The organism is Lyngbya confervoides BDU141951 (assembly GCF_000817775.3).
GTDB classification, from domain to species: Bacteria; Cyanobacteriota; Cyanobacteriia; order Thermosynechococcales; family Thermosynechococcaceae; genus Lyngbya; species Lyngbya confervoides.
Map to the genome: position 1 here is coordinate 82,235 of NZ_JTHE03000004.1, position 17,416 is coordinate 99,650.

A 17,416-nucleotide genomic window follows, 5' to 3' on the forward strand; every position below is an offset into this window, starting at 1 on the left:
GCGCTGCGGATCACGGGAAAAAACTTGCGCATTATCGTTATTGGCGGCGGAGCCGCTGGCTTTTTCGGGGCAATTACCTGTGCCGAAGCCAACCCTGATTATCGAGTCCAGATTGTCGAGGCCACTCAGTCGCTGCTCAGTAAGGTCAAAATTTCTGGGGGCGGGCGCTGTAATGTCACCCATGCCTGCTTTGATCCGGTGGATCTGACCCAGCGATATCCCCGCGGCAGTCGCGCCCTTCGCGGTCCCTTTAGCCGTTTTCAGCCCCAGGACACCATCGCCTGGTTTAAGCGACGGGGGGTGGCGCTGAAAACGGAAGCGGACGGGCGCATCTTTCCTGCGACCGACTGCTCCCAAACGATTGTTGACTGTCTTTGCCAAGCGGCTCACCATGCAGGAGTTCACATCCGGGTGGCCCATCCGGTGGTGGCCATGCAGAGGTCCCCGGCCGGATTCCAGATTCATCTCAAGTCTGGGGATCGGCTCGTCGCCGATCGCGTTTTGCTGGCGACCGGTAGTCATCCCATCGGTTACCGTCTCGCGCGATCGCTGGGCCACACCCTCATCGATCCGGTGCCGTCCCTGTTTACCTTTCAGATAAAAGACCCGCGGCTAGTCGGACTGGCGGGAATTTCTGTGCCAGTGGTGGCGCTTCGGCTGGAGGTGGGCAACGACCGGTTTCAGCAAAAAGGACCGCTGCTTGTGACCCACTGGGGCCTGAGCGGTCCGGCCATTCTGAAACTGTCTGCCTGGGCGGCGCGATCGCTCCATGGCAACCGCTACCGGGCAACCCTGGTGATGAATTGGCTCCCGGATTGGTCAGAAGCGCAGCTGCGGGCTCATCTGCTGAGGGCCAAACAGAATTGGCCTCGGCGCCGCATCCTCAAAGTCTGTCCGTTCCCCCTGCCCCTGCGACTCTGGACAAGACTGTGTGAACCAGTTGAGATTACGCCCACCCATCGCTGGGCCGATCTATCTAAACAAGCCTTGCGCTTACTGGGCGATCAGCTGCAACGGGGCTGCTTTGCGGTGCAAGGCAAAGGGGTCTTTAAGGACGAATTTGTCACCTGCGGTGGTGTTCAGCTCAAGCAGGTCAACTTTAAAACCATGGAGAGTCGCGTGTGTCCCCATCTCTATCTGGGAGGCGAACTGTTGGATATCGACGGGATAACCGGCGGCTTTAATTTCCAAAATGCCTGGACGACGGGCTGGATTGCTGGACAAGCGATGGCCAACTCGTAAGGGGACGGTGCTTCAGCGAGGTTGGGCTTCAGCGAGGTTGGGCTTCTGCCACTCGCTTGAGGCGCTGGAGCTGCTGTTCCATATCGCGCTTGGTTAGCTGGGCCGCAAAGAGACAAAATCCCCAGGCCACCCAGGGGTTGGCAGGCTGAAAGGTAAATTGATTGACCAGAAGCGTGCCGCCTGATTCCGCTTGACAGGCCCAACGATCGCGGCCTTTAAAAAAGCCGTCAAACTCCCACACCACTAATCCTGGCGATCGCTCCACCACCGTACTGGCCAGGGTTGGCTGCCACAGAGGCAGTTGAATCTTAAAGCAGCTTTGTGCACCCACCGCCGAACTCCAGGGTCCCACGGGTTCGCAAACCAAAAGGGGATTGAGCCATTCGTGCATCAGTCGCTGGTCGGTGATCACTCGATCCACCGTTTCCATCGAAGCCTGAATCCAGATGGACTGCTCAAAGGTCTGAGAATTCACAAACCGTCAGGGGTAAGTTAACATCGACAAAGACAATTGTAAGATAACTGTATTGTGCGCTCGTAGCTCAGGGGATAGAGCAACCGCCTTCTAAGCGGTCGGTCATTGGTTCGAATCCAATCGGGCGTGTTCTCTGGCTCAACTTCACACCTTAACCCGCACAATAAAAAGCACCCCTGCAGGAGAGTCTGAGGGTGCTTGAACAAAATTTTCACTCATCTATAGGGTTCCCAGGTTTGAGCAAAAGTGATCATGGCCAAAAGTGATCATGGCCAGTCCATGGGGAGGTGACTAGCGAGCGTCGGGTTCTGACAACGCCCGCTCCCTAAGCATCCTTGAGGTAAATCACGCCAGAGATGATCGTCAACGCAATGGCCAGCCCATAGACTCCTAGCCCAACTGCAGTCCAGAGGCCTGACAAGGGAGCAATCAGCAGCGCCAGGGCGACAATCTGCACCACAGTTTTGATTTTCCCCCACCAGTTCGCCCCCGAAATCTTCGGCTGGTTCACCCGCCACCCTGCGATCGCCAGCTCCCGCACCAGGATAACGGCCACGGACCAGGCGGGCACGACTCGCAGCTCAATTAAAGCCAGCAGGGGAACCAGAATCAAGAGTTTGTCCACCAGGGGATCGAGAAACTTGCCCAGATCGCTCACCTGGTTAAACCGCCGAGCAACGTACCCGTCGAGCCAATCCGTACCGGCAGCGATCACAAATACAGCCACAGCTATCCAACGAGCCGACACAGCCGTGGGTTCAGTCGCGTCCCAGCGCAGCAGGTATAGCAAGATGGGTACAGCCAGCAGCCGCGAAAGGGTAATCCAGGTGGCCAGGGTCATGGGCTAACCTCCATTGGTCAATATGTCCTCCGGCCCCACCCGAGAACCATTGGCAAAATCCCAGCCGGACTGGGGACGCTTTCCAGCAAGCTGAACCCCTCGGATCAGTAGATAGCCATCGGCCGTTCCCACAATGGGTCCTTGACCTTTTACCACCTGCACCACCTCCCCTGGCTTCCCTTGGGCGGAGGGCAACGCCGCTAACAGCGATCGCCCTTCCTCCGGCAGCTGATCCGCCCAGTCCTCGGCCAGCGGCCAGGTTTCTAGCACCTTGATAGTCTGATGGCGAAAGGTGGCCAGAGCGTTGGGAAAAAAGGCTCTGACTTGATTGTGCAGGGCCAGGGCGGGCCGGTGCCAATCCAGGCAAAAATCCGGTTTGTGTAGTAGGGGCGCGTAGGTAGCCAGGGATTCTGACTGGGGCTGAGGCTCTAAAATTCCCTGATCAAGCTGCTGCAAGGTGTCAGCCAAGAGCGGGCCTGACTGAACCGCGAGGGCCTGAGCCAGATCCTGGGCATTATCAAGCAGGCCAATGGGCCAGGTGGACCGCAGAAGCATCGCTCCGGTGTCCATCCCCGCATCCATCAGCATTGTGGTCACGCCCGTTTGGGACTCACCGTGATAAATTGCCCACTGAATAGGGGCTGCTCCGCGATATTTTGGCAACAACGAGGCGTGACTGTTAATACAGCCTAACCGTGGCATGGACAAGATTTCAGGGGAGAGAATCTGGCCATAGGCCACCACCACAAAGGCATCGGCCTGCAAATTTTGCAGAGCCCTCAAGGTCTGTGGATCCTTCTTAACGCGCTCAGGCTGCCAAAGGGGCACCTCAGCTGCCTGGGCAATTACCTTCACCGGCGAAGGACTGATCTGCTGGCCTCGGCCTCTGCGGCGATCCGGTTGGGTGACGACTCCCACCACCTCAACCGCGTCAGCGTTTAACAGGTACCGCAGACTGGGAACCGCAAACTGCGGGGTTCCCCAAAAAACTAGTTTGCATGGACGAGCCATAGGGCGATCGCAGAGCAAGCAGTGAACAATGCTTCCCAATTATCGCCCACAACTGCCTTAATGAATGGTCTCGGCCTCCAAAGCCGCCTCTTCCTCCGCATTCACCATCAGCTGCTGCATCGTCGTAATACCCTTCTTCACCTGACGCGACACCGTCACGGCACTAATTCCCAACACCTCCGCTGCCTCTTTCTGGGTCAGATCGTAGAGGAAGACAAATTCCAATACCTGCCGAGTCCGCTGCTCCAGCTTAGAAAGACATTGCTGAATACGAATCTTATCTTCTTGGGCAAGATGGAAGCTCCGATAATGCCGATCGGGCAGTAGATCTCCCAAGGACCCACAGTCCTCTTCCCCTTGCTTCACCGGAGCATCCAGACTGATCAAAGATCGGTTGTAGACCGAAAGCTTCACCTCTTGCCATTCATCCATAGAGATATCAAGCGATTGGGAGAACTCGGCATCCGTGGGATAGCGATTTTGCTGTTCATGAACCTCTCGCGTCAGACGAACCGCTTGCGTTTGCAATGTTTGCCAGCGGCGAGGAATTTTCACCTGTGGGCTTTTATCGCGCAGGTAGTGCTGAATCTCACCCCGAATATAGGGAATGGCAAAGGAGCTGAAGGCATATCCCTTTTTGGTATCAAAACGCTCAATTGCCCGAATGAGACCAATACTGCCAACTTGGACTAGATCCTCAAAACTTTCATGGGTCTGGCGATCAAAGCGGTGAGCTTCCCGACGCACCAGCCCCAAATTCAAACGGACGAGGCGATTTCTAAGCTCGGTCGAAGCATTTTCGGCATACTGCTGCAGGAGGTCTAAACTTTTGCACCGAACATCTGGAGCGGGGGAGACGACCATGGGGAAAGCTCGATTAGGTTCTAAACAAAGCTGGGGATGGAATCTTTGCTAGAGATTTTGGACCCTTCCTCAAGGTATTCATTTCCCGAAAATCCTACATCAGAGAAACCACCGAACTTCTAAGCATTCGACCGATCCATTCCGTAGGATCACGGAGAGAACTACTCCCCCATTCGCCCATCAAAAAGGGAGGGGTCATTGATGATCCCTCCCTTCTTTAAACTGCTCTTTAACTGCCGTTCATCCGCAAGTCTTCGGCGATGGCTGCAGTCCTTGGTTTAGCTAACCCCCGTAGGCCCTCAAGCTTAGGCTTGCGGAGAAATATGGCCATAGAATAGGCCCTGGATTTTAATTTCTAGTGGCTCTTTAACACCCATATCGGTGTCAGAGGGCTGGATACTTTCAAAGGTCCCGGCAATCTCTCCAGTTTCACCATCTACTTTGGCAACCTGGAGGGCCAGGGCTCCCTCACCCACGCTGAAACGCTTCGTATTGGCGCGACTAAGTTCGTCAGCATCCGCTGCAGCGGGGCGGGCAACGGCGTTATCGTATCCAGAGGTCAACCCTCGTCCCTTAGGATCTAAGAAATTAGAGGTTCGGTAGGAGGGCACTTCGTAGGTCCCCTGGAAGTCCGTTGAGGTTGTAATGCTGGAGATATTGGGCTGGGTTTGGAGAGTGAGTTCCTTCACGGTAAACAGGAACGGAACCAGTTCACCATCGGTCAGCTTCACCGTCACCGGCTGAAAGTCCATGCCATCCTTCTCAATAAACTTCAAGCTACCATCGGCCTGAATTTCAATGGGACCTTCAATACTCTCCAGGGACGTGGTCTCGCGAGTGACGAGTTTCGCTTCCACAAACTCAGCCTTTTGACGAGGATTTTTCGGCTCTTCTTTCACAAAGAAATTAAGGGGCTGGAGACACAAAGCCGTCATCTCGTAGGACTCATCTGGGTCGATGGCAAACGCACCCCGAGCCGACTCTCCTAAGGTAGGACAAACGTTTGCCAACCCGGTGTTTCGAATTTCGTTGTAGGTTAAGGTGCTGCGGGGAACCACGGCTGATGCAGGACCACTGAGTGCGACGAACCCCAGGCAAACAGCAAGAAATGTAACAATGAACGCGCGGAATCTCATGTCTCATCCTCGAATCAAACGTATATCAATGACTACCTTCTCAGAGCCGCTTGGAGAAACTCGCAGAGGATCTCGAGGGGGTAGACCTTTTCTTCTTAAGCGCCAGCTTCATATACCAGTGGAAAGAGTGACTCTTTCCTAGAGCATTGTACACGGGGATGTCCCCTTTCTGACTGGTGTCTGGCTGGATCGATGCCGGGAAAAAGCACCCCATCTCACTCGCTATAATCTAGGGATATGGATTTTACAAAGCCGCTGCTGTTACTGCTGATTCGAGCCTACCAGGTTGGTCTTTCCAGGTGGCTGGCCCCGACTTGCCGCTTTCAACCGACTTGCTCAGCCTATGCGCAGGAAGCAATTGCTCGCTATGGTTCCCTGCGCGGGAGCTGGCTAGCCTGCCGCCGGCTCATCCGATGTCATCCCTTCAATCCTGGGGGCTTCGATCCGGTTCCAGACTTGGAGGACCCTCGGTCCGACCCGCAGCCTTAGGAGCCCGGTGCCATTTCGCAGCCTATTTTGTCATGCTTAGCCTGCAAGCCGATGTTGATATTCCCACCACAATGCCCCACGGTCATCCAAGAGGGATTGATGTTGGTTGGGCGTATTTTCGCTCAACTTCCCATGGAGACCCGGTCAAGCGACCTGGCTTTTTCAACGACTTACACCGCAAGCTGAAATCGCGGCAAGGTAGGTTGCAGAAGAAGCAAAAGGGGGCGGCGAACTGGCTAAAGCTCCAGAAGAAGATTGCGAGAGTCCATCAGCGCATTGCCGATACTCGAAAAGACTGGCATTTCAAGCTGGCCCACCCCCTCTGCGACGGTGCAGGGAGGATATTTGTGGAAGGCATGGACTTCCGGATCATGGCCAAGGGAATGCTGGGCAAACATATCCTGGATGCTGGCCTCGGTCAACTTGTGAACCAGATTGTCAATTAAAATACCAACGGAATTGAATCTGTGCAGTCTTCTACTCCCTTCACCACCGACTTGCTTTTGCTGGGAGGCGGACACAGCCATGCCATTGCGCTGCGCGAGTTTGCTATGCGGCCGCTGCCGGGAGTGCGGATTACCCTGGTGAATGAGCGATCGCTAACGCCCTATTCCGGCATGTTTCCAGGACACCTGGCCGGATTTTACAGCTATGAAGCCTGTCACATTGACCTCAGACGCCTGATGACGGCGGTTCAAGGCCAGTTTATTGTCGATCGAGCGGTTCAGGTGGATCCTCAGCGGCAGCAAGTCCACTGTGAGCACCATCCTCCGCTCCGCTACGATTGGCTTTCCATTGATACTGGCAGCATTCCAAAATTACCGAACATCCCTGGTGCCGACCAGTTTGGCATTCCCATTAAACCCTGGCATCAGTTCTTAGAACGCTGGCAGCGCTGGATCTCAGATCTATCTGAGCAGTGCCCGGACCGCTTATCCATTGCTATTGTGGGCGGTGGCGCGGGTGGCGTGGAAACGGCCCTGAATATTCAAACTCAGCTGCAGCAGATCCTTCACGCCAGCCCGAATCTCTTACCGAGGGTGGAGATCCATATTCTTCATCGAGGCATGCAAGTTCTGAGCCACCACAATGCTTGGGTTCGGCACCATTGTGAAGATCTCTTGCGCCGTCGAGGTATTCAGGTGCACCCGAATGAATCGGTGCAAGCGCTTCACCGGCAAGAGCTTACCTGTGCCTCGGGGCTAAGGCTAAACTTTGATCAGCTCCTGTGGGTTACCGGGGCTGCTCCTCCAGATTGGCTGCAAGCCTCCGGCCTGACAACCCCGGGGTACGACTTTATCCCTGTGGATAACAGGCTGCGATCGCTTCACTATTCGAACATCTTTGCTGCCGGGGATGTGGCAACCCTCGTCCAGCACCCACGCCCGAAGGCTGGTGTCTTCGCCGTGCGCCAAGGCAAGCCGCTGGCCGAAAATCTGCGACGTGCCCTTGCCGGACAGCGGCTGCGTCCCTATCGCCCCCAGCGAAATTTCCTAAGCTTAATTGGCACCGGTCAACGACGTGCGATCGCCTCCTGGGGGAATTGGCCCCTTGGTCTTGAGGCGGGCTGGCTGTGGCGCTGGAAAGACTATATTGATCGCAAATTTATGGATCAGTTTTGCGATCTCTCCCCTCAAATGGCAACGGGAGCAGATCCCCTGCGACCTAGGGATCCATCCGCCACCTTGCCCTGCGCCGGATGCGGCTCGAAAGTTGCCAGCTCGGTTCTAGAGCAGGTCTTGACCACCCTTCAGCCCGATAGGCATCCCGATATTTTGATTGGGCTAGAGGGAGAAGATGCAGCGGTGGTGAAACTTCCCCCGGAGCAGGCCATGGTACAAACGGTAGATTACTTTCGTCAGATTGTTTCTGACCCATATCTGTTTGGTCAAATCAGCACCCAGCATGCCCTGAGCGATCTCTATGCCATGGGCGCGACGCCCCACAGCGTCCTGGCCATTGCCACGCTGCCCTATAGTTCACTGCCCCTGCAGGAACAGACCCTGTTTCAGATCCTCTCTGGCTGTCTAGCCGTCCTGTCCGAGGCTGGCGCAGCGCTGGTGGGCGGTCATACGAGCGAGGGCGAAACCCTGGCCTTTGGCCTATCCTGTACGGGCTATCTCCAGCCGGGGCAATGGATGCTCAAACGCCGCTTAGCGCCGCAGCAGGCCCTAATTCTGACCCAGCCGCTGGGGGTCGGCGCTTTATTTGCTGCCCAAATGCAAGGTTTGGCCAAAGGTATCTGGATTGATGCCGCCCTAGCTCCCATGCTGCAATCCAACCAAACAGCAGCCCGAATTGCCCAGTGTTGCGGTGCCACCGCCTGTACCGACGTGACTGGATTTGGCCTGGCAGGGCACCTGTGGGAAATGGTCCAGGCTGCCCGCGTGAATGCAGCCCTTGATCTATCTCAACTCCCTCTGCTGCCCGGTGCCCTGGCAGTTAGCCAGGCGGGGGTCCGCAGCTCACTCTACCCCCATAACCTTCAGGTTCAGGCCCAAATACAGGCGGATCTCCGGACCAAAAGTCATCCCCATTGGCCCCTCCTGTTTGATCCTCAAACCTCCGGTGGCCTGTTGTTTTCCGTCCCCCTCGCTGCCGCCGCAGACTGCCTCCAGCAGCTGCACGTCCAGGGTTATCCAGCGGCGACCGTGATTGGCAAAACCCTTGATCGCGCCCTAGATCTTCCTAAAATTGAGATTCGGTCCTTACCCTCAGACCTTTTAAACCTTTCAGCCCTGAAGCGATGACCGTCCGCAAGACCACGCAGGTCAATGCTGAACAGGTTAATGCTGCATCTAGCCAGGGGCACGCCCTCTAAGCAAGATCTGGAAACACGGCCTGAACCTCAGGATGCACTAATTTCCCCGCCTGCACCATGAGACCCCGCGCTAGGGCCTGATTGTGCTGACAGGCCCCTAGTCCCTCCTGGGCCAATTGCAGCACGTAGGGAGCCGTACTGTTATTGAGTGCCTGAGTTGCTGTCCAGGGAACCGCACCCGGCATGTTAGGAACCCCGTAATGAATCACACCACTGTCAAGATAGGTGGGCTGGGAATGGGAGGTCGGACGCAGGGTTTCAACGCATCCCCCCTGATCCACGGCAACATCCACAATGACAGACCCCGGTCCCATGGCCTCCACCATCTCTCGGGACACCAGGATGGGAGGCCGCCGACCCGGCACCAGCACCGCCCCAATCACCAGATCTGCGGTGGGAATACAGGCCGCAATGGAGTCACGGGTGCTGTAGAGAAGCTGGACCCTGGCACCAAACAGCGCCTCCAACTCTCCCAAACGCTCCACGTTGATATCCAACACCGTCACCTGCGCTCCAAGCCCAATGGCAATTCTGGCGGCTTCTGTGCCCACTACTCCTCCCCCTAAGATGACGACTTGCCCCGGACGAACCCCAGGAACGCCACTGAGCAACACCCCGCTGCCGCCCTGAGATCGCAGCAGCAACTGAGCGCCAATTTGCACAGACAGTCGACCCGCAATCACGCTCATCGGTGTCAGCAGCGGGAACCGATGGGTTGAGTTCTGGGGCAGTTCCACAGACTCATAGGCGATCGCCTGGCCGCCAGCCCTTAATAGGGCTTCCGTGAGTGGACGACAGGCTGCAAGATGCAGATAGGTGAAGAGAATCTGATCAGCTTTCAAAAACGAGTATTCCTGGGGCAGGGGTTCCTTGACCTTCACCACCAGTTCAGCCTCCCAGGCGGCTTCCGGAGATAAAACTATTGTGGCCCCTGCCTGTTCATAGGCTTCATCGGTGAACCTCGATCCGGTCCCGGCCAGGGTTTCAACTTGCACGCGATGGCCTGCCGCGACCAGGGTGCGCACCGTGCTGGGGCTGAGGCCAACTCGGTACTCCTTGTCCTTAATTTCTCTGGGAACGCCAATATCCATCCATCACCGCCTATTCATCCTAGGGTGGGATATCTCTAGGGTACCTAAGAAAACCAGGCGACGGGGCCTCTCTCTCCTAACATGGGCCGGGGCCGGTCTCGGTCAACCTCAGAGTGGGTTTCCTGCCTGCGTCGATCCACCAAACAGCTGCCTAAGCACGGCCCAGCGGGAGCAGTCCCACGCATCAATATGGGTGCAAATCAGCCCCTGGTCATTGAGCTGGAGCTGGCTCGTCCCCGAAATAGCCATCTGGGGCCGCCAGGGCAGCGGGGCTTGCCATCGCAAGGTCCAACGGGTGTGAATGGTTTGATGGACTTGTTCCATCTGGTGTAGTTCCATGGACACCTCTAAAAAGTAGGTTTCCATGAAGCCAATCATCTCCCGATAGCGCTGAACCCCCCGAAATTGGTTGAGCGGATCTTTAAAGAACACATCCTCGGCATAGAGGTCATAGGACTGATTTTTGGGAAACTGAGCATAGTCGGCTCGCAGTTGATCCAGAATTGACATGACTTCCATCCTGCTCCACAGATTCCCCATTTTCAATCATCCGTTAGATCCTAAGATCCCTTAAGACCCGCAACGGACTGGCGGTAGCCCCAAGGATCAGACCCTGACGGCCTGTACAAAGCGATCTAACCCGGCCCAGTCTCGCACCAGTTCAATGTCCCGGTAGAGCATTTCTGCCTGGAGAAGCGCTGCAATTTGCGGTCCCTGCCCTGCCATAAACTCCACCAGCAAGAGGCCTCCGGGGCGCAAATATGCATGGGCCTGCTGGACCAGGTGCCGCACTGCATCCAACCCATCAGCGCCTCCATTAAGCGCAAGATGCGGCTCATGCTCCACCACCTCGGGCTGGAGCCGCGGAAGGAGGGGAGAGGGGATGTAGGGGGGATTGCTCACTACGCCCTGTAGCTGCCCTTTATGGGCTGTCAGGGGGGTAAACCAACTGCCCTGAGACAGAATAATGCGCCGCTGTAACTCGTAGCGGTGAATGTTCCTTTGGGCGATGGCCAACGCCTCCGCACTAACCTCCACTGCCTGAACCGTAATCTCGGGCAGTTCACGGGCCAGGCCCAGGGCGATCGCGCCGCTGCCCGTTCCCAGATCTGCCCACATGCCCCGTGCCGCTTCGGGATGCTGCCGCACCCAATCAACGGCTCGATCAATCAGGAGCTCGGTTTCAGGACGAGGAATGAGAACCGCTGGCGAAACCACTAAGGAAAACTGCCGCCAGGTCATCTGTCCCAACAGGTACTGAACCGGTACACAGTCGCACAGACGCTGCCGCCAGAGGTCACTGATCTCCTGCAGCGATCGCGCCAGTGGCACCTGAGGCCGCGACCGAAACGTACCCAGGCGCAGTCCGAGACGATCGAGTCCGGAAACCTCCCGCAGCATCCAGTCTAATTCCGCCGCAAGCTGATCTGGGGAATGAGCCTGGCGCGCCCGGTAAGCTTCAGACTCTAGAGCCTGCAATTGCTGCTGGCGCCACTGCCATAGATCTTGGCCCGAAACATTATAGGTTGGCGAAACCGTCACAGGTTCCCTCCCATACCATCCCTCTTGCTAGGACAAGACATTCAATCCATTACCCTAGATGCAGGATATCGAATCAAGCCAACCCCTAACTCAGAGGAGGGTTACTTTTGAGCAGGCTTTTGATTTTTCTGAGCTTCTTGCAGCAGCTGATTGGCAAACTGAGCTGCCTCATCAGAAGGGACCAGCTGAAAGGGCACCTCTGCTTCAGACTTGGCATTGTAAAGATAGGCCAGGAAATTATTAAACATCGTTACCTTCACCTCTACCTTAGCCTGCGGCTGCGCCTTGGTGACTGCGGCTAAATCCCGCTCTAAATCTGCCTTACTAAAGTAAACCGGCACATAGTTTTCCGTTTGTTTCTTTCCATTCACGGTTACCTCTCGGGTTCCGGTGACAAATCCTGATTTGCCATCGGGGCCGGTTGCCATGGCATAAAACAAGGGCACCCCGCTCACAAAGGGCTTGCCATCCTTTGTCATGAGCTGGTCTCCTTGAGAAACCACCTCACCATTGGATTTCAGCAAGCTGATGGCCGTCTGAAGTTGAGTCAAATTAGGCTCGATGGAGTATTTAATGTCATTCTCTCCCCGAATTTTCTTAAAGCTTTCCAGGGCATCTTTCATGGATAGCAGCAGCACCTGCGCCGACTTCCCCTTCTCCGGCTGGGCCTTGCGATAGCTGGCAAGCGCGTCCTGCGCCTCCTTTTGATGGGTAAAAAACAGCACAATGGGCTTGGGAGGCTTTTGATTGGGATCGGCACCAAACACAGGGGTTCCCTTATCGTCCACCAGCGTAAAGATAGGAACTGAGGTAAGCCGCGACAAAACCTGTGCTTCGCTGAGTGCCTGAGCTGAACGCGGCTGAAGACCATTCACGCCTAAAAACAAACTTCCGGTAAAGCCTAAGGCTAAGGCCAAATGTTGTAAACGTTTCATCCTAATTTTTCTCTTATTGACAACTCTCAAATTTGGATCGGGGCGACCAGCAACCAGCACCCTAGCTAGAAACCGAAATTTTGTTCTCTCCTGAGCCGACCCGACGGTTCGGTTGATCTGATGGTTCCAAGTTCTACCCCTCAGAGTCGTCCCATCCTAACCCATCCCCTTTCACTTTGCAGGTCCTGTCTGTCAATAAAAAAAGCGCCACAGTAAAGGGCGCTTTCAATCAATCGGGATGACAGGATTTGAACCTGCGACATCCTGCTCCCAAAGCAGGCGCGCTACCAAGCTGCGCTACATCCCGAGGTAAGCTTCAGTATCGTACCACAGGTTCAAGGGGAAGTGCGAGAGGCGGTTGTGCTTCAAGTAGAGCGGATCAAGCAGAGCGAGGCGATTGATCTTCCATCTCAGCAATCACCGTATCAATCTGCTGCGGCGTAAAGTCTGTCAACTCTTGCAACCACTTTCGCAAGACATTTTTATCGTCTGTTTTCGGTAGATGGGAGGTGTTAATAACAGATTCCATGATTTTCAAAAGGAGGATTTATGTTGAAGGTCTCGCCTAATGCAGCGCATCCTTCGGTTTAGAAGTACTTCTGTAGAGGAGTTGATTATAACGACCTATAGTCGTTCATGGACGCGAAAATGTATAGGCTAATATAACTGAAGTCTTGAAAGCAACGCCAGTTTCTCTGAGAAAAATTGAATCTCCTCCTGAGGATGCTCCCGCTTCACCCTATTGTGCCCCCCTTAACCCCAAAAAGTATCCATCTGTGGTGGATGCATCCGCAGTCCCTAACGCTACCGCTGGGAATTCGTGTGTTGGCTGAGGATGAGCAAAAACGATGCCAGACGCTGAGAATCCAGCGCGATCGCCAGACCTTCGCCTATATCAGAACGGTTCTACGGTTTTTTTTAGCTCGCTACACGGGCCTATCTCCCCAAGAAATTCAATTTCACTACGGACCCAAGGGAAAACCGGCTCTTGTGGCTGCGCAAAATCCCCAAGCCATTCAGTTTAATATTTCGCACTCCCACGGACGGGTTTTACTAGGGTTCGCCGCCCAAGCCCCTCTGGGCCTTGATATCGAATGGTTCAGCCCGAAGGTTAGCAGTCGATCCATTGCCCAACGCTTTTTTACCCCTGGTGAATATAAGGCCCTTGAGTTCCTCAATCCGGACCAATGCCAGGCCCTGTTTTTTCAGATCTGGACTCGTAAAGAAGCCTGTATTAAGGCCAAAGGTGGAAGCCTGTTCGAAGAAATTGGCCAACTCGAGGTTCCCTCCACCCTCGAGCCGTTGGGCCAATGGACTCAGGTTTGGTCAACACCCAGGCTATTTGTCCGCGATTTGCCAGTGGGGCCTGACTACGCAGCAGCCGTGGCCACCACCCTTCCAGTCCCTAGCTACCATCTTGAGGAAATTAAAGATCCCACAGTTTTGATGACCTCGCTGGGAAATGGCACAAATCTTCTTTAAAAGATCCTTGACGGCGATCCTCTCCTTAGGGAATGATAGGGATTGCTGAATTTCCAGCATCTGCGGAACTGGCGGAATTGGTAGACGCGCTAGATTCAGGTTCTAGTGTCTGCAAAGACTTCCGGGTTCAAGTCCCGGGTTCCGCACTTCAAGGAGGGGTTCACCTCAGACTCAGTTGGCCGGGGCAGGTTCGCCTCGCTACGGCGGACTATCTCCCAGTTTGTCGACATTCTCCACCCGCCCGGTTTGATGCTAACTAGCCGTCAAAACCCCCTGGTTAAGACCTATCGAAAGCTCCACCAGGTCAAATATCGACGCCAAATGCAGGCCTGTTTGATCGAGGGAACTCACCTGATGGAAGCGGCGATCCAGCATTCGGCCGAGATTATCTGCTGCTGCATGACGGAGAGCTGGCAAGCTCGTCATGCTCCCCTTGTGCATCAGATTCTAGAGCGATCGCGGCGCACCGAACGGGTCAGTCCTGAGGTGCTGGCGGCCATGACAACGACCCACACCCCTGACGGCATCGCAGCGATTGTGGCAAAGCCCGACTGGCCGGTAGCCCGACCGCCCATTCTCCATCTGGGCTTGGGGCTGGTCTCGATTCAAGATCCGGGGAACCTGGGCACCTTGCTGCGCTCCGCTTGCGCTGTGGCCGTGGACTGCTTGCTCCTCAGCGCTGACTGCGTGGATTTAAGTCATCCCAAGGTGATGAGAGCTTCCGCAGGAGCCTGGTTTCAGGCACCTATCCATCAGCCCCAGAATTTCGAGCAAGCACTACGGGCCTACCAAGCTGATGGGGTCCAGATTATTGCAACCTCCGCTCAGGCCAACCAAGCTTACTGGAGTCTAGATCTACGGCGACCTTCCCTGATTTTGATTGGCAATGAGGGCGCGGGGCTTTCACCCGTCCTCCAGACTATGGCGGATCAACAAGTCCATATTCCGGTCGCTGCGGGGACCGAGTCCTTGAACGCAGCCGTTGCGGCTGCCCTTGTGCTCTACGAAGCGCAGCGCCAAAGGCACTACCCTGCTGCCGCCTCTACACCCCCGGTCCCCGTGCCATGAGCCTTATCCCACCACCGCCGCAGCCGTTACCTGAGTCTCTTTGGGGCGATATCTGGCGGTTTGTGGCAGTGTCAGCCGACGAGCTGGAAGCAGGATTGCTGACCAAGCCTATTCCAGTCTGCGGAGCTGATCCAGCTCTTTTTCCCAGCAGCTTGGCCCTTCCCCAGCGCACCCCGATTCCTGGCGTCCTGATCGAGGCCGGGCGGCGATCGCTGAAGTTGTCCCGGTGGATTGAAGCTCAAGTCCCCACCCACCTGGCATCGGTCCTCGCGGATCTCCAGGGTCTGCTGCTACACACCCACAGTCAGCAGCGCTGGATTCTGATGACCTATCAAGACGCCGAGATGAGCGCCGCGGCCCGCCAGTTTGAGCAGCGTAAGGTGCAAAGCCGCGGGCTACATTTTCTCCTGATTCAGCCCGATGATTCCGGGGTGACCTATTCCGGGCTGTGGCTCCTGCGCGATCAGCGCCTGAACCGCCGCTAAATTCTGGATGGCCTGATCATAGTCGGGACGAATCATCATTGCCTGTCGATAATGATGACGTGCCTGCTCTAAATTTCCCAGCTGAACGTGAATATAGCCCAAACTGTTATGGGCACAGGCATGGGCAGCTTCTGCTTGAATCACCTGTTCCAGGGCCGCCTGAGCTTCACTGTAGCGCTGATCATCGCCCAGGGCGACCCCCAGGTTATAGCGAGCGGGCAGAAAATCAGGTTGGAGGTCCAGGCAAATTCGATAGGCGGCAATTGCCCCCTCCAGGTCGCCTTGGACGTAGCAACGATTGCCGTTTTGATATTGCTCGTGAACCTGAGCCGCAAGCGCTGGCACTGTTCGGTCCACCTCCCTCAACACGGCATTCGGCAACACGTAAACCCTGAGAGGACTGTCCCAATCCATAAAGTCAGGGTATTGCGTCTGGGGCAGCAGTTCCACAGCAAAAATTTCTGCCACCGCTCCGTGAAACTTTAAGTAGCCCACGATGGTGCCAGTCGTAATTTGCACAATCCAGATGCCGCAAATTCGCTCCGTCCGGTGCTGGGTCATTGGAATACCGCTAAAGCTTGCGGTTTCACGGACCTTAGACAGTCCTACAAAGGCTAAATCCTCAAAAAAGCAAAGCCCCCGCGTGAATCCCGGCAATTGAGCCATGACTTCTTGCTGGCCAGTGACGGGATTGATCCGTGCTAGGCTCCCATACCCCGACTCTAAAAACCAGAGGTGTCCTTGATACCAGCGCGGAGAATGGGGCATGGAAAGGCCCTCGCTTACTGGATCTGGGGTTTGCACATCCAGAATGACGCCGCCTTGAGCTTTGAGGGGGCGCCACCCCTGGGGGTGGTCGGATTCCCCTAGGGCCGTCACGTAACGCACCTGACCATCCCGTATCCCCAGGCCGTTGAGATGACAGCGATCGCCTAGGGCATAGGCAGAGATAAAACTCGGCTTCCAGCGGGGAACAAAACTATGGTCGGCATCCAGGGTACAAAGGCAGGAGAACTGGGTATTCACAAACCACAGTTCCTGATTCACATAGGCCATTTCATGGATATCAATATCCCCGGTAACCTGGCTGCGATCGGGAATATAGACGGCATCCGGCGTTGGAGATGACGCGGAGGATTGGGCCGCTGCTGTCACCTTCTTTAACTGCCAAATTTGATGACTGCCGCCAATGGCAATTCTGTGCTGTCCCACGGCAATTCCCATCGGGCGGGCATAGGATTGGAAATGAGTATTGACCCCGCCATTGTGATAGCGCAGCGTAATCAATTTTCCAGCCTGATAGGTCGAGACTAGAAGCGAAAGCCGATACCGCTTGAGAATTTCTGCGAAGGAAGCGGTGTGCTGACTGCCAAAATCCAACTGGGAAGCGGTCATTAGGGGACATCTCCCATAACACAACGCCACCGACTAGTGTTCGGCGATCGGTGTGCATGGGCGTTGATATACATTTTCCAAGTTTACCTACACCGTCAAACTGGCACCATGCTTTCTCAGCCATTCTTTTCTCTCGTGGTAGTCCGGCATCACCTTATCGACTTCATTCCAGAAGGTATTGCCATGGTTGCGGTGATGGAAGTAGCAGAGTTCATGAATAACCTGAGCAATGTCTATTTTTTATTGCAGGGAAAGGATTTGTGTAACCATGAGTATTTTTTATGCAGATAACCGAGTCCTCACAAACCATAGCTCCTGATTCTTGCAACACAAATTCGATCCAAAACTGAAAACTTTGCAGCGACTGATACAATCTCGCAAAAAAAAGAAGGGCCGAAACCCTTCCTTTTTGTTAATCAAACCTGAACCCAACTTTAGAGAGCATTACCGCGAGGCAGAACTTCCTCAGGGAATACAAACTTCTCGTGGGGCTGGTCTTGCACCGCCATCCAGGCGCGCAGACCCTCATTCAACAGCAA

The 17,416-nt window shown here is 55.3% G+C and carries 18 protein-coding genes, 3 tRNA genes and 1 pseudogene; 9 read left to right on the plus strand and 13 right to left on the minus strand.

Annotation, left to right across the window (positions count from 1 at the left end):
• Positions 1-24 precede the first annotated feature (24 nt).
• On the plus strand, positions 25-1,242 hold the full coding sequence (locus QQ91_RS00540; RefSeq protein WP_166278637.1) for a BaiN/RdsA family NAD(P)/FAD-dependent oxidoreductase: 1,218 nt from the start codon (positions 25-27) through the stop codon (positions 1,240-1,242).
• Positions 1,243-1,270: 28 nt separating this feature from the next.
• On the opposite strand, the gene QQ91_RS00545 is transcribed toward QQ91_RS00540, so the two are convergent.
• Positions 1,271-1,717, minus strand: coding sequence for an SRPBCC family protein (locus QQ91_RS00545; protein WP_166278640.1), 447 nt, complete (start codon positions 1,715-1,717; stop codon positions 1,271-1,273).
• 56 nt (positions 1,718-1,773) lie between these two features.
• On the opposite strand from QQ91_RS00545, the gene QQ91_RS00550 reads away from it, so the two are divergent.
• Positions 1,774-1,846, plus strand: a tRNA-Arg gene (locus QQ91_RS00550).
• Positions 1,847-2,042: 196 nt separating this feature from the next.
• Here QQ91_RS00550 and pgsA read toward each other — a convergent pair.
• From pgsA to QQ91_RS00570, 4 genes are all read right to left on the minus strand, one after another.
• Positions 2,043-2,558, minus strand: a complete 516-nt coding sequence (gene pgsA, locus QQ91_RS00555) for a CDP-diacylglycerol--glycerol-3-phosphate 3-phosphatidyltransferase (protein ID WP_166278643.1) — start codon at positions 2,556-2,558, stop codon at positions 2,043-2,045.
• Between the two features lie 3 nt (positions 2,559-2,561).
• Positions 2,562-3,569: a methionyl-tRNA formyltransferase gene (gene fmt / locus QQ91_RS00560; RefSeq protein ID WP_166278646.1), complete on the minus strand. Its 1,008-nt coding sequence runs from the start codon at positions 3,567-3,569 to the stop codon at positions 2,562-2,564.
• A gap of 57 nt (positions 3,570-3,626) precedes the next feature.
• Positions 3,627-4,433 carry an RNA polymerase sigma factor SigF gene (locus QQ91_RS00565; protein ID WP_166278649.1) on the minus strand — a complete coding sequence of 269 codons (807 nt, stop codon included), beginning with the start codon at positions 4,431-4,433 and terminating at the stop codon, positions 3,627-3,629.
• 305 nt (positions 4,434-4,738) lie between these two features.
• Positions 4,739-5,569 (minus strand): photosystem II manganese-stabilizing polypeptide, encoded by an 831-nt coding sequence (locus QQ91_RS00570; protein ID WP_166278652.1) that lies wholly within the window; start codon positions 5,567-5,569, stop codon positions 4,739-4,741.
• Between the two features lie 237 nt (positions 5,570-5,806).
• Between QQ91_RS00570 and yidD the strand changes: the two genes are divergently transcribed.
• The 3 genes and pseudogenes from yidD to QQ91_RS00585 all read left to right on the plus strand — a co-directional run bounded on the left by yidD (position 5,807) and on the right by QQ91_RS00585 (position 8,808).
• Positions 5,807-6,058, plus strand: a complete 252-nt coding sequence (yidD, locus tag QQ91_RS00575; protein WP_166278655.1) for a membrane protein insertion efficiency factor YidD — start codon at positions 5,807-5,809, stop codon at positions 6,056-6,058.
• A 17-nt stretch (positions 6,059-6,075) separates the two neighbouring features.
• Positions 6,076-6,498, plus strand: a pseudogene (locus tag QQ91_RS00580) (RNA-guided endonuclease InsQ/TnpB family protein); the annotation flags it as partial.
• Between the two features lie 27 nt (positions 6,499-6,525).
• Positions 6,526-8,808, plus strand: a complete 2,283-nt coding sequence (locus QQ91_RS00585; RefSeq protein WP_166278658.1) for a slr1591 family oxidoreductase — start codon at positions 6,526-6,528, stop codon at positions 8,806-8,808.
• A 67-nt stretch (positions 8,809-8,875) separates the two neighbouring features.
• Here the strand turns inward: QQ91_RS00585 and ald are convergent, their stop codons facing one another.
• The 6 genes from ald to QQ91_RS00615 form a co-directional block, all read right to left on the minus strand.
• Entirely contained in the window at positions 8,876-9,970 is a 1,095-nt protein-coding gene (ald, locus tag QQ91_RS00590) for an alanine dehydrogenase (protein WP_166278661.1), read from the minus strand.
• A 108-nt stretch (positions 9,971-10,078) separates the two neighbouring features.
• On the minus strand, positions 10,079-10,480 hold the full coding sequence (locus tag QQ91_RS00595; RefSeq protein ID WP_166278664.1) for a C6orf136 family protein: 402 nt from the start codon (positions 10,478-10,480) through the stop codon (positions 10,079-10,081).
• A 96-nt stretch (positions 10,481-10,576) separates the two neighbouring features.
• Complete coding sequence (gene prmC / locus QQ91_RS00600; RefSeq protein WP_166278667.1) at positions 10,577-11,512, minus strand: peptide chain release factor N(5)-glutamine methyltransferase; 936 nt, start codon at positions 11,510-11,512, stop codon at positions 10,577-10,579.
• 101 nt (positions 11,513-11,613) lie between these two features.
• Complete coding sequence (locus QQ91_RS00605) at positions 11,614-12,447, minus strand: Tic22 family protein (protein WP_166278670.1); 834 nt, start codon at positions 12,445-12,447, stop codon at positions 11,614-11,616.
• Between the two features lie 233 nt (positions 12,448-12,680).
• Positions 12,681-12,754, minus strand: a tRNA-Pro gene (locus tag QQ91_RS00610).
• Positions 12,755-12,826: 72 nt separating this feature from the next.
• Positions 12,827-12,976, minus strand: a complete 150-nt coding sequence (locus QQ91_RS00615) for a hypothetical protein (RefSeq protein WP_166278673.1) — start codon at positions 12,974-12,976, stop codon at positions 12,827-12,829.
• A gap of 194 nt (positions 12,977-13,170) precedes the next feature.
• Between QQ91_RS00615 and QQ91_RS00620 the strand changes: the two genes are divergently transcribed.
• The 4 genes from QQ91_RS00620 (at position 13,171) to QQ91_RS00635 (ending at position 15,482) form a co-directional block, all read left to right on the plus strand.
• Positions 13,171-13,929 (plus strand): 4'-phosphopantetheinyl transferase family protein, encoded by a 759-nt coding sequence (locus QQ91_RS00620; protein ID WP_166278676.1) that lies wholly within the window; start codon positions 13,171-13,173, stop codon positions 13,927-13,929.
• A 62-nt stretch (positions 13,930-13,991) separates the two neighbouring features.
• Positions 13,992-14,075: transfer RNA gene (locus tag QQ91_RS00625), tRNA-Leu, on the plus strand.
• A 103-nt stretch (positions 14,076-14,178) separates the two neighbouring features.
• Positions 14,179-14,997 carry a TrmH family RNA methyltransferase gene (locus QQ91_RS00630; protein ID WP_166278678.1) on the plus strand — a complete coding sequence of 273 codons (819 nt, stop codon included), beginning with the start codon at positions 14,179-14,181 and terminating at the stop codon, positions 14,995-14,997.
• The gene (locus tag QQ91_RS00635; RefSeq protein WP_166278681.1) at positions 14,994-15,482 is read left to right on the plus strand and encodes a Tab2 family RNA-binding protein; all 489 of its coding nucleotides are present in this window, start codon (positions 14,994-14,996) and stop codon (positions 15,480-15,482) included. Before QQ91_RS00630 ends, QQ91_RS00635 begins: the two co-directional genes overlap by 4 nt.
• Here QQ91_RS00635 and QQ91_RS00640 read toward each other — a convergent pair.
• Complete coding sequence (locus QQ91_RS00640) at positions 15,393-16,877, minus strand: TIGR03032 family protein (RefSeq protein ID WP_166278683.1); 1,485 nt, start codon at positions 16,875-16,877, stop codon at positions 15,393-15,395. The genes QQ91_RS00635 and QQ91_RS00640 overlap by 90 nt on opposite strands.
• A gap of 87 nt (positions 16,878-16,964) precedes the next feature.
• Positions 16,965-17,114: a M48 metallopeptidase family protein gene (locus tag QQ91_RS21770; protein WP_166278704.1), complete on the minus strand. Its 150-nt coding sequence runs from the start codon at positions 17,112-17,114 to the stop codon at positions 16,965-16,967.
• Positions 17,115-17,416: the final 302 nt, after the last annotated feature.

Coding starts and splice junctions, on each gene's coding strand:
- pgsA (WP_166278643.1), bottom strand. CDS start 2,558: ATGACCCTGGCCACCTGGATTACCCTTTCGCGGCTGCTGGCTGTACCC.
- fmt (WP_166278646.1), bottom strand. CDS start 3,569: ATGGCTCGTCCATGCAAACTAGTTTTTTGGGGAACCCCGCAGTTTGCG.
- QQ91_RS00565 (WP_166278649.1), bottom strand. CDS start 4,433: ATGGTCGTCTCCCCCGCTCCAGATGTTCGGTGCAAAAGTTTAGACCTC.
- QQ91_RS00570 (WP_166278652.1), bottom strand. CDS start 5,569: ATGAGATTCCGCGCGTTCATTGTTACATTTCTTGCTGTTTGCCTGGGG.
- yidD (WP_166278655.1), top strand. CDS start 5,807: ATGGATTTTACAAAGCCGCTGCTGTTACTGCTGATTCGAGCCTACCAG.
- ald (WP_166278661.1), bottom strand. CDS start 9,970: ATGGATATTGGCGTTCCCAGAGAAATTAAGGACAAGGAGTACCGAGTT.
- QQ91_RS00595 (WP_166278664.1), bottom strand. CDS start 10,480: ATGTCAATTCTGGATCAACTGCGAGCCGACTATGCTCAGTTTCCCAAA.
- QQ91_RS00605 (WP_166278670.1), bottom strand. CDS start 12,447: ATGAAACGTTTACAACATTTGGCCTTAGCCTTAGGCTTTACCGGAAGT.
- QQ91_RS00615 (WP_166278673.1), bottom strand. CDS start 12,976: ATGGAATCTGTTATTAACACCTCCCATCTACCGAAAACAGACGATAAA.
- QQ91_RS00620 (WP_166278676.1), top strand. CDS start 13,171: ATGCTCCCGCTTCACCCTATTGTGCCCCCCTTAACCCCAAAAAGTATC.
- QQ91_RS00630 (WP_166278678.1), top strand. CDS start 14,179: ATGCTAACTAGCCGTCAAAACCCCCTGGTTAAGACCTATCGAAAGCTC.
- QQ91_RS00635 (WP_166278681.1), top strand. CDS start 14,994: ATGAGCCTTATCCCACCACCGCCGCAGCCGTTACCTGAGTCTCTTTGG.
- QQ91_RS00640 (WP_166278683.1), bottom strand. CDS start 16,877: ATGACCGCTTCCCAGTTGGATTTTGGCAGTCAGCACACCGCTTCCTTC.